Raw genomic sequence first — 11,748 nt, forward strand, 5'->3', positions numbered from 1 at the left:
TTATTTACGGTGCGCATACAAAACCCCGCAGAGCCGTTAATATCCAGCTTCTACAATAAGTGCGTGGCAAATATTACATACATAACGAAATGACCAAGGCTTTAACAGAAGGGATGATAAGGCTTGAAAAGAAATATGCTGCACTTATCCATGAAATGGAAGCTGGTTCTCAGTTTTACGGCGATCTCACTTATCTTTTTGGTTGTGGCGCTGGTTCAGGGGCAGAAGATTAGTCAGGTGGAGCTGTCGATGGAACGCCAAAAGTCGGAGATGGAAAAAAGAATTACCGTTTCGACGATCACCCAGCTGCTGCAGGAGCTGAACAGCCTGGAGACAGAGCTTGCAGAATCCAGTGACCTGGAGCTGGCACAGCCGTTTATGGACAAGCAGCAGCAGCTGGAAGAGGCTGTGGCCAGGGTTGATTTTGAAAAGGAGACCTCTGCGTGGAAGGATCTGCAGCTGCTGCAGTCGGCCTTAAAAATGTATAGCGGTTATGTCGGGAAGCTGGTTGAAACGATGGGGGATACAAGCCTTGACCCGCTGACAGTGCTTGAGGAGATTGACGGTCTCCATACGAATGCGCTTGCTGTTCATCAGCAGCTCCTTAAAATTAATACCGCACTCTATACGGCAGCTTCTGATAATGCGGACAAGGCGCAGGCCGAATCCTTTACGCTCCTGGAGCACACCGTGTCCATCGTCTATTATGCTGCAGGCATAGTGGTTTTGTTGTTGCTGATACTGGCTGTACTGCTGATCCGTTCGTTCCTTGCACCGGTAGGCAAGCTCCAGCATGCGCTGCGTAATATTGCAGAGGGCGATTTGCGGCAGCAGATTAATTCTCCGTACGATGATGAGCTGGGACGGCTCAGCTTTCATTTTGACCATATGGTGACCCGGGTGCGCGAGATGCTGCGCCAGACGGTGCAGGTAGCTTCAACGCTTGCAGACTATTCCCGCTCATTCCAGGAGTCGTCGACGGTTACAGCCAATACAAACCAGGAAATTGTAAGAACCATCCAGGAGATTTCGGTAGGAGCGGACCAGCAGGCTGTCCAGTCTGAGCAAAGTGCGCTGCTGCTGCAGGAGCTGGAGCGGGAAGTGGCGGAGATTACCGATTATACCGACAAAATGCTGGCGACCAGCGGAACGGCTGACCTTAATGCACGCAAAGGCTCGGATACGGTAGGTGAGCTGCAGCGGATTTCAGAGCGCTCGCGTTTCTCTATCGGCAAAGTATATGAAGCGCTGGAAAAGTTGGTTGAGCAGTCGGGCGATATTTCGCGGATCACGAATTCCATTACAGAAATCTCCAAGCAGACGAACATTCTGTCACTGAATGCGGCGATTGAAGCGGCGCGGGCGGGTGCGGCCGGGAAGGGCTTTGCAGTTATCGCTGATGAGGTCCGCCACCTGTCGGTTCAGACCAGCGATTCTTCCATCCTGATCAGCCGGATTATCGGGGAGCTGCAGGAGAATATGGCGGGCTTTGAGAAAGAGATGCTGGACACGAAAAAAAGCCTTGAGGAGCAGGATTCCCAGGTTGCAGAAACCCTGGCCTCCTTCAAGGCGATAGACCACTCGATTTCCGGAATCAGCCGGCAGATTACGCAGATTCACGGTAAGGTGGAGGAGACGCAGCGGATTAATTCCCGGCTGGGGGAATCCATCCATTCCGTGGCATCTGTTGCTGAGCAGACGGCGGCAGGCGTTCAGGAAGTGAACGCATCAAGCACCCAGCAGGATCAGGCCATACACGATATCGCCCGCCAGGCGCTGGAGATCAGCGAGCTCTCACAGCGGCTGTTCAGGGAGATCAATGTATTTAGAATTGAAGAGGATGGAGCCGGGCCGGCCTCCGCCGGCCGGCTGATTAGCATGGATGAGGCGAGACAAGGCAAGGAAGAAGCACCGCTACTCGCTTTGGCTGAGTGAGGCATTGAGCACAGCTACAAGCTCCGGCAGCCAGGCGGTTAATGACAGGAAGACGAAGCCCGCAGAGCGGGCTTTTGCTGTATTCATATACCATGATTCTGTGATGCCGAACGGTGACATATCCTTATCCGCTGTACGTTGCGCCGTTATTGCCTGTTTTCCGGTCACGGCTTCGATCAGTGAAATGACTTCCTGAATGGCAATGGCCCCGTCCGAGCAGGCGTTGACCGGTCCGGTCAGCGGCGAGAAGCCCAGCCAGTAGAGGAAGTCTGCAGCTTCATCCGACCGGATAAAAGAGATCAGCGCCTCCGGATTCGGGATGCCGACCGGCTTGCCTTGCGTGATCTGCTCAATGTGAAAATGCAGCCGGCGCGTGTAGTCATCAGTCCCTAGTACAATTGGAAAACGTACGGCAGCAGCCGGAAAAGCGGACTGGCCCAGCAGTATGGCTTCGGCCAGCCGTTTGCCCTCCTGATAGCTGAAATCGTCCTTCGGGCCCAGACGGACCGGATAATGAGCCGGGTCAAAGCCGGCTTCATGCAGCATTTCCGGGCTGGGATCATATACAGACAGGCTGGAGGTCAGAATGTACCGCCCTGCAGTATCTGCAAAGATATTGGCCGCCGCAGCTGCATCGTCGGGGGAATAACAGATGTTGTCGTATACAACATCAAAGTGCCGGCCGCTAACCGCCTCAGCCAGAGCCTTCGCGTCAGACCGGTCGGCGTTCAGCCGTGTAACCCGGCTGCCGAAATCATCGGCCGTTTGTCCTCTTGTCAGGATCGTCACCCGGGTATTCTCATCCTCAAGCAGGCGCTGAACCAGCCGTTTGCCAAAAAAACGTGTTCCTCCGAGTACAAGTATGCTTCTCATCATTCTCCTCCTTGGTCAGGTATCAGGCAGACATCCGCAGCCCGCCGTAACTTCCGGTGTATCCGTTAGGGGCAGGGACAGCATAATGCCGGGCTTCAACCTTACTGAAGCCGGTGGCCATTGTAATACCTGCAGCCTTCTGCCGGCGCAGGAGCTCCAGCATCACAGGGACCTGCCCCTGCTCGTAGGCCCCGGCCAGTGCGGCCAGCAGCAGCCGGAAATCACTGTCTGCCGGCAGAGCGGGACCGTCGCCGGCCAGCTCTTCGCGTACAGCTGCAAGAGCCTGCCTTGCCCGGTACAGCGCGGCTTTGACCGCACCCTCCGTGGTATCCAGCTGCTCTGCCGCCTCCTGGGCCGGGTAGCCGAGCACATCGCGCAGCAGAAAGACCGTCAGCTGGAGCGGAGGCAGCGATTTAATCAGGGCATGAAATACCGTTTCCAGCTCACTCAGGCTGCTCTGGCCCTGTTCCGCAGCAGTCTCAGCCTGCTGAAGCCCGCGCTCCATTGCACGGTGATGTGCAGATTTACGCCGCAGGCTGTCAATCCAGGTATGCCTGGCAATCCGCAGCAGCAGTGCCTGCCGGTTGGGACTGGCCGCCCACCCGCTGTAGCCCAGCGCCTTGGTCCAGGTGTCCTGAACCAGATCATCGGCCTCATGTCTGGAGCGGGTCAGTGCCAGGCAGTAGCGGTCCAATGCTGTATGAAGCGGGTGTAATCTCTCGTCATCAGCGGCTTTATCCGCCGTATCGTGCTGATCCAGGATAAGCATGTGCGGTCATCTCCTTTTTGGCAATCCTCACCGGAGTTTTAGTTCCCTCTATTATATAAGCGAATAAGTCCGGATTAAAGATACGGGGTTTCTGCAGTTTTTTTATTAGCAGTCTTCGTATCCTTTTCCGTCAGCTGTTCGGCTACAGGGTATCACTCAAGCAACATTCAAGGAGGTATGAAGGATGAGTGTTATCCCTTATGTAGTTGAACAGACAGGCAGAGGCGAGCGGTCATATGACATTTACTCGCGGCTGTTAAAGGACCGCATCGTCTTTGTCGGCGCAGCCATTGATGACCAGCTGGCGAACAGCATTATCGCCCAGCTGCTGTATCTTGCCGCAGAGGACCCGGAGAAGGATATTCAGATGTTTATCAACAGTCCAGGCGGGTCGACTACCGCAGGGTTCGGCATTTATGATACGATGCAGGTAATCAAACCGCAGGTCAGCACTATTTGCACAGGCTTTGCTGCTTCCTTCGGTTCCTTGCTGCTGCTGGCCGGAGCTCCCGGCAAACGGTTTGCGCTGCCGAACAGCGAGATCATGATCCATCAGCCGCATGGAGGAGCGCAGGGCCAGGCCAGCGATATTGCCATCAGTGCCAAGCGGATTCTGCAGATCAGGGAAAAAATCGTCCGGATTACGGCAGAACGGACCGGCCAGCCGGCAGAGCGTGTAGAAAAAGATATGGACCGCGATTATTTCATGACGGCAGACGAGGCACTTGACTACGGCGTTATTGACAAGGAAATTTCAAGTTTATAATCATAAAGGAGCTGATGAGCATGCTGCAGGAATTGCTTGGACAGAAGGTAGCCGTGCATTTTCTGGATGGAACAAGTGTCAGGGAAGGCGTGCTGGAGGAGCTTGACGAGCGTTTTGTAAAATACCGCACAGAGTTTCAGCTGCTGTACATCCCGTTGACCTCAATCCGGGCGGTAGCGCTGGAGACCAAGGAGCGGGAGCGTCCGCGGGTCGGATTCGGGCATTAGTAGTTAAAATAAGGGGACTATTCTTACGCCGGAAGGCGCAGGGGTAGTCTTTTTTATGCAGGCAGGATTCCATTGATAATCATTATCAATTATACTGAAAAGAATGATAGAGTGATTGATATGATGGTGGTGAGCTGGCAATGGTAGAAGAGGAAATAACGGCCGGTCAGGAGACGGACCTGCAGGACTGGGAGGAGCTGGCCTTCCGCCTGCTGTCTGTTCAGGCTGTAAAGGGCGCAGACGAGGTGAACCTGCCTCAGCAGCTTGCCTTATCCTATGCGCTGATTGTGGTAACGGGCGGAACGGTACAGCTGCTGGCAGACACCGGACTGCTGGAGCTGACAGCAGGTTCAGTCTGTCTCTCCCTGCCGGGGCAGACCTTCGGGGCTGTGGAGCAGTCCGGAGGTCTCGAGATGTATATTTTTTATTTCAATGTATATCAATACGGTCCGGAAAATGAGGGAAGCCGGCTGATCACGACGGTTCAGCTGCTCCCGCAGACGGGCTTGCTGGCACAGATACCGGTGCAGTCTATTCTGACAATATGCAGTGAGCTGGCACACAAGGAGGAAATACAGCGGCGGAGGGTGAGCTTTCGTGCCCAGATTGCTTTTCAGGAGCTGCTGCACAGCATCCGGGTGAGCGGCAGGCAGCGGCCAAGGGATACGGGCTATGCGCTGGAACAGGCCAAGCAATACATTGAGGAGCATTTCACTCAGGATTTAACCTCCCAGTCGCTGGCCCAGGCTGCCGAGTTCAGCCCTAAATATTTTAATGACCTGTTTAAAAGGAAATACGGCAAAAGTGCCCTTGAATATGTCACAGAGCTTAGACTGCAGCAGGCCAAGCGACTGATGGCGCAGAGCGGCTCGAAGCTGCGTGAAATTGCCCACCAGGTCGGGTACGCCGATGAATTCTACTTCAGCCGCAAATTCAAGAAAATGATCGGGGTACCTCCGGCGGTCTACATGAAGAGCCGCCGCCGCAAGCTGGTAGCCTATTCCTCATCGCTGCTGGGACAGCTGCTGCCGCTGAATCTGATGCCTTATGCGGCTGCACTGCATCCGAAGTGGACGGAATATTATTACCGGAAATACCGGACAGAAATTCCGGTTCATATCAGCGCCTACCGCAGCAACCAGGACTGGCAGGCCAATCTGGAGGTGCTGCGGCAGGTTCCTGCCGATCTGATTCTGGCCGGGGACATGCTTCAGGAGGAGGAAAAGGCGGCGCTGGAGCGGCTTGCACCGGTCCATTACCTGTCCTCCGAGCCGGCTGACTGGCGCAGCCAGTTTCTCACCCTGGCAGAATGGCTCGGGGAATCCTGGCAGGCGGAGCAGTGGCTTGCCGCTTTTGACCGGGAGGCAGGACGAACCAGGGAGCAGCTGCAGACACAGATCGGTAAGGAGACCGTTGCGGTTGTCCGGATGCTGCACAACCGTTTATACCTGCACTGCAGCCGCAGCATGGCCAGTATGCTCTACCAGGAGCTTCAGCTCCAGCCTGCCTATGACGGCGGCGGAATCTATAACATCCCGGTAACTCCGCAGGAGGTTGCCGCGCTCGGTGCGGATCATTTGCTGATGCTGATCCGCAGGGAAAGCGATACGCTGAATGAATGGAGCCGGCTGCAAAATGATCCCGAGTGGCTGAAGATAGCGGCTGTACAGCGGCACCGTGTACATTTTCTGGCCTCAGATCCGTGGCGTGAGCAGTCCGCATATGCGCAATTACGGATGATTCGCGAGGCCGGGCAGCTGTTCCTCGGCCAATCGTCCATACATATTCCGTAATTAGTCCATTGAGCACCGGAAGCTGTCCCGCTATAATCGGTAATGATAATCATTATCATAAATAGTAAATGTAAAAGAGTGGGATGAGATGAAACATGCGGCCGGATTCAAAGCAGCCTCCCTGCTGGTGCTGGGAATTGTATTAATTGTAGTTGTCAGTGTGTTATCGGTGCTTTACGGCTCCAAGGATATCAGTTACATAACGATCTGGAATGCGCTTGTCCATTTTGACCCGGATAATATAGACCACCAGATCATCCTTACCTCACGTATTCCCCGGGTAGCCGGAGCACTGCTGATCGGTGCTTTTCTGGCGGTCTCAGGGGCGCTGATGCAGGGAATGACCAGGAATTATCTGGCCTCACCGTCGATTATGGGGGTCAGCGACGGTTCTGTCTTTGCAATAACCCTATGCATGGTGTTTCTGCCGGCTACCTCATCCATGACGATGATTCTATATTCACTGGCCGGCTCTGCCCTGGGTGCTGCGCTGGTGTTCGGAATCGCCAAGCTGGTTCCAGGCGGTGCTTCACCGCTGGCGATGGCCGTCCTAGGCACAATTATCGGTACCTTTCTCGGCGGAGTGTCCCAGGCGCTGTCGGTCTATTTTCAAGTCTCGCAGGATATCAGCTTCTGGTACAATGCCAGGCTGCATATGATGGACCCGGCGGTAATCAAGCTCGCTATTCCGTTTGCTGTTGTCGGCCTGACGCTCGGTATGCTGATGTCCCGTCCGGTTACCATGCTGTCGCTTGGTGAGGAAACGGCTGCTGGACTCGGGCTCAAGGTTACTGTTGTTAAGGGGCTGACGATGCTGAGCGTGGTGCTGCTGACAGGCATATCGGTGGCCATCGCCGGCAAAATCGCCTTCGTCGGACTCATTATCCCGCATATTACACGGCTGCTAATCGGACAGGACTACCGCAAAATCATTCCGTTCGCTGCCTTCTTCGGGGCGCTGTTTCTGGCAGCGTGTGACCTGATCAGCCGGTTTATCAATTATCCGTTCGAAACGCCGGTCGGTGTCGTTACAGCACTCTTCGGGGTACCGTTCTTCCTGTATCTCGTGAAGACGAGAGGGGGCAGCCAGGCATGAGCAAGCCTTCTCTTGCACCACAGTCCAAGCAGCGGAGATTCTGGTCACTGTTCCTGCTGCTCAGTCTGCTGACACTGGCCGCCACGTATATCAGCGTGACCAACGGCACATTTGACCTTACCGTTAAGGATGTGTTCCGCACGCTGCTGCGGATTAATCCTGTAGAGGATTATGATCTTGTCATCTTTGAATTCCGCCTGCCGCGCATTGTGCTCGGCGCGCTGGTCGGCTTCGGGCTAGGCATCGCCGGAGCTGTGCTCCAGGGGATTTCGCGCAATACGCTCGCTGATCCGGGTATTCTGGGCATTCATGCTGCCGCGGGGGCGTTCGTGGTGCTGTTCATGTTCATTACCGCAGGCACGATGCAGGCTCCCGCCTGGCTGTCGGTCATGTCAATGCCGATGTTCGGCTTCATCGGCGGATTGGTCGCCGTTGTACTGCTATTCGTGTTCGCGAGGCAGGACGGGGAGTTCCATCCCCAGCAGCTGATTCTGGTCGGGATTGCGCTGGCCTCGGGCTTCGGGGCCGTTACGTTGTATATCTCGCTCAAGATGGACCCGCAAAACTTTGAAATGGCTACCGTCTGGCTGGCCGGAAGCATCAGTAATGCCAGCTGGCGCCAGATCCTGTCCACCCTGCCCTGGCTAATCATTCTGACGCCAATCATCTGGCAGAGGGGAGCGGTGCTGGACCTGATGCAGCTTCATGAGGTAAGCGTTAGGGGAGTCGGCGTCGCAACCGGCCGGGAGAGACAGATTTTGCTGCTCTGCTGCGTCGGACTGGTCAGCGCGTGCGTCTCCGTGTCAGGCAGCATCGGATTTGTAGGGCTGATTGCCCCTCATATCGCCAGACGCCTGATTGGTAATACGTACAGATATATCGTTCCTTTATGCGGCATGATCGGCATGCTGATGGTCGTACTGGCCGATTTTATCGGCAAAACCGTATTTGCCCCTGCTCAGCTGCCGGTAGGCATCGTTATTTCCATAATCGGTGTACCTTATTTCATCCTGCTGCTGTTCAAGGCGCGTGTGAGATAATACAGAAGAGAGTCCAAGACGCTGTGTTTCAGCGCTCCTGGACTCTTTTTGTGCGTTATAGCAGGAGAAGAGATTAAGGTATTGGATTCCGGCGGCTACACATACTACAACTGGAGAATCACGCAGATAACGGCGTAGCTGGAGCTGGCGGCTGCATGGACGGGAAGAAATCAGTTAGCCGGCAAGCCAAAACGGGTAAGGTTAATTAGTGCGCCTGAAGCCGGAGGTGAGCGGGTTGTTTGATTTTAAAATAAATTCGTATGAAGAAAGGCGCTGCTGTGTTACAATAATCTAGTTGTCCTTCTTACCGGATTTGAGGTTCCGTCAGACCGAAATTTCTGAAAGTGACACTTTATAAATCTTAGAAAAACGAAGCATAAGCGTGTATTTACATGCGTTCGGGAGTATTAACAGGATAATCGCAAGATTTTACAGACTATGTATCAATTTTTGTCGTTTTTTATTGATTTATTGAAAATGTTTCTGTATAATCAGCCTTGTTGATTTTTCATAGGATGTAGCCTGCCCAAGCTTGATGAAACGAAACGACTGACAACGAAACGGATCCAGAGCAGCAAGGCTAATAACTAATAACTTAAGCAAATTTAGGGGGTTATTAATTGTGGGAAAAGCGTTAATTATTGGCGCTGGCGGCGTAGCAAGCGTTGTTGTTCATAAATGCTGCCAGAACCCGGATGTATTCGAAGAAATCTGTATTGCCAGCCGTACGGTGTCGAAATGCGATGCTCTTAAGGAGAAACTGGATGGCGGCCAGACGAAGATTTCTACGGCTCAGCTTGATGCGGACAACACGGACGAGGTTATTGAACTGATCAAGAGCTTCCAGCCGGATGTCGTGATTAATGTGGCTCTCCCATACCAGGATCTGACGATCATGGATGCTTGCCTGGCTACCGGAGTACATTATGTAGATACAGCTAACTACGAACCGCAGGATACTGCGAAATTTGAGTATTCCTGGCAGTGGGCGTACAAGGAAAGATTTGAGAAGGCCGGCATTACAGCCCTGCTGGGCAGCGGCTTTGACCCTGGCGTAACCGGTGTGTTCACTGCGTATGCCCAGAAGCATTATTTTGACGAAATTCACACAATTGATATCGTTGATGCGAACGCCGGCGACCACGGTTACCCGTTTGCCACCAACTTCAATCCAGAGATTAATATCCGTGAAATTACCGCTAACGGACGTTATTTCGAGAATGGCGAGTGGATTGAAACAGCTCCGCTGTCCGAGAAGAAAGTCTACGATCTCCCGGAGATCGGTCCTAAGGACATTTACCTGCTGTATCATGAAGAGCTGGAATCCCTGGCCAAGAATATTCCTGGCGTAAAGAAAATCCGCTTCTGGATGACCTTCTCGCAGAATTACCTGACTCACCTGAAGGTGCTGGAGAATGTCGGTATGACTTCGATCGAGCCGATCCTATATGAAGGCAAAGAGATCATTCCTTTGCAGTTCCTGAAGGCGATCCTGCCTGACCCGGCATCCCTCGGACCAAGAACCAAGGGTAAAACCAACATCGGCTGCATCATTCAGGGTACAAAAGACGGCCAGCCAAAAACGTATTATGTCTACAATGTATGTGATCATGAAGAATGCTACAGAGAAGTGGGCTCCCAGGCCATTTCCTACACAACCGGCGTTCCTGCTATGATCGGAGCTATGATGATTATCAAGGGTATCTGGAACAAGCCGGGCGTACACAACATCGAAGAGTTCGATCCGGATCCGTTCATGGATGCACTTAACAAACACGGGCTGCCTTGGCAAGAAGATTTCTCGCCGACGCTGCTGGACTAGGGCGTAAGGCAATGAAAGAAATCGATATCGACATCAGCTCGCTGCCGTCACCTGCTTATCTTGTTGATGAGCGGCTGCTCAAGAAGAACCTGGAGACCCTGAACTACGTGCAGGAGCGTACCGGAGCGAAGATCCTTCTGGCGCAAAAAGGGTTCTCCATGCACGCGCTGTACCCGCTGGTCGGCAAGTACCTGCATGGCGTTACCTCCAGCTCCCTGTTCGAAGCCCGTCTGGGCTTCGAGGAGATGGGCAAGGAAGTGCATGTCTATGCACCGGCCTACATGGACCGTGAATTCGATGAGCTGCTTGGCTATACCGACCACATTGTGTTCAACTCGTTTGACCAGTGGAGCCGGTTCAAGGACCGGGTGCAGAATGCCGGCAAGCCAATCAGCTGCGGTATCCGTGTCAATCCGGAATATTCCGAGATTGAAGTGCCGCTGTATGACCCTTGCTACAACTACTCCCGTATGGGTGTAACGCTGCCGAACTTCCGTCCGGAAGAGCTCGACGGCATTGAAGGTCTGCATTTCCACACCATGTGTGAGCAGAACTCTGATACTCTGGAGCGCACGCTCAAGGTTGTAGAGGAGAAGTTCGGGCAGTATCTGCACGGCATGAAATGGCTCAACTTCGGGGGAGGCCATCATATTACCCGCGACGATTATGATCTGGAGACACTGATCAAGTGTATCCTTCATATGAAAGAGACCTACAATGTGCAGATCTACCTGGAGCCGGGTGAAGCGGTTGCGCTGAATACCGGGTACCTGGTAGCCACTGTACTGGATACAATGCATAACGGCATGGATATTGCCATTCTCGACACTTCGGCTGAATGCCATATGCCTGACGTGCTCGCGATGCCTTACCGGCCGAACATCATCGGCTCCGGGCAGCCCGGAGAATATCCGTACACGTACAGACTCGGCGGCATGACCTGCCTGGCCGGGGATATCATCGGGGATTATTCCTTCCCTGAACCGCTGAAATACGGTGACAAGCTGGTCTTCCTTGACATGGCGATCTATTCCATGGTGAAGAACCATATGTTCAACGGCGTGAACCTGCCGGCCATCGCTTCCTACAACGATGAAGAGGGCCTGAAGATCATCCGCGAGTTTGAATACAGCGACTTCAGCGGCCGTTTGTCTTAATTCTTTGTATAATAAAGTGCCTTGTAAGCCGGCTGTGGCTGGCTTGCAGGGCGCTTTTTTGATTTCTCGTGGAAAGTAGAGAGTGAATAGTGAATAGCTGCACTTTGTACACTTATTATGCACATTTTCGCTGTCGCCACGGCTTTAGCTGCACTTCATACAACTAAAAGCGGCAATTTTGGCTCTATCAAGCAAAATGGGGACTTTTAATTGCACAGACTGCAGTTAAAATGAAAAATGGACTCTTTTCGCGCCGAATAGTTGCAGAAA

The 11,748-nt window shown here is 53.4% G+C and carries 10 protein-coding genes; 8 read left to right on the plus strand and 2 right to left on the minus strand.

The features are described from left to right. Positions 1–123: 123 nt before the first annotated feature. A complete protein-coding gene (locus R70723_RS10550; RefSeq protein WP_039871858.1) occupies positions 124–1,935 on the plus strand; it encodes a methyl-accepting chemotaxis protein in 1,812 nt (603 codons plus the stop codon). Here the strand turns inward: R70723_RS10550 and R70723_RS10555 are convergent. Then, a complete protein-coding gene (locus R70723_RS10555) occupies positions 1,915–2,808 on the minus strand; it encodes an NAD-dependent epimerase/dehydratase family protein (protein ID WP_039871859.1) in 894 nt (297 codons plus the stop codon). The two genes, R70723_RS10550 and R70723_RS10555, sit on opposite strands and share 21 nt — an antisense overlap. 22 nt (positions 2,809–2,830) lie before the next feature. Beyond that, a complete protein-coding gene (locus R70723_RS10560; RefSeq protein WP_047171095.1) occupies positions 2,831–3,577 on the minus strand; it encodes an RNA polymerase sigma factor in 747 nt (248 codons plus the stop codon). A 184-nt stretch (positions 3,578–3,761) separates the two neighbouring features. Between R70723_RS10560 and clpP the strand changes: the two genes are divergently transcribed. From clpP to nspC, 7 genes are all read left to right on the plus strand, one after another. Beyond that, positions 3,762–4,343, plus strand: coding sequence for an ATP-dependent Clp endopeptidase proteolytic subunit ClpP (gene clpP / locus R70723_RS10565; RefSeq protein WP_039871860.1), 582 nt, complete (start codon positions 3,762–3,764; stop codon positions 4,341–4,343). A gap of 20 nt (positions 4,344–4,363) precedes the next feature. After that, complete coding sequence (locus R70723_RS10570) at positions 4,364–4,570, plus strand: hypothetical protein (protein ID WP_039871862.1); 207 nt, start codon at positions 4,364–4,366, stop codon at positions 4,568–4,570. Positions 4,571–4,710: 140 nt separating this feature from the next. Then, the gene (locus R70723_RS10575) at positions 4,711–6,363 is read left to right on the plus strand and encodes an AraC family transcriptional regulator (protein ID WP_039871864.1); all 1,653 of its coding nucleotides are present in this window, start codon (positions 4,711–4,713) and stop codon (positions 6,361–6,363) included. An 88-nt stretch (positions 6,364–6,451) separates the two neighbouring features. Beyond that, entirely contained in the window at positions 6,452–7,459 is a 1,008-nt protein-coding gene (locus R70723_RS10580; RefSeq protein WP_039871865.1) for a FecCD family ABC transporter permease, read from the plus strand. Then, positions 7,456–8,499 (plus strand): FecCD family ABC transporter permease, encoded by a 1,044-nt coding sequence (locus R70723_RS10585; RefSeq protein WP_039871866.1) that lies wholly within the window; start codon positions 7,456–7,458, stop codon positions 8,497–8,499. Before R70723_RS10580 ends, R70723_RS10585 begins: the two co-directional genes overlap by 4 nt. A gap of 622 nt (positions 8,500–9,121) precedes the next feature. Continuing rightward, entirely contained in the window at positions 9,122–10,321 is a 1,200-nt protein-coding gene (locus R70723_RS10590) for a saccharopine dehydrogenase family protein (RefSeq protein ID WP_039871869.1), read from the plus strand. Positions 10,322–10,341: 20 nt separating this feature from the next. Then, positions 10,342–11,478: a carboxynorspermidine decarboxylase gene (gene nspC, locus R70723_RS10595; RefSeq protein WP_372238277.1), complete on the plus strand. Its 1,137-nt coding sequence runs from the start codon at positions 10,342–10,344 to the stop codon at positions 11,476–11,478. Positions 11,479–11,748: the final 270 nt, after the last annotated feature.

The organism is Paenibacillus sp. FSL R7-0273 (assembly GCF_000758625.1).
GTDB lineage: Bacteria > Bacillota > Bacilli > Paenibacillales > Paenibacillaceae > Paenibacillus_AQ.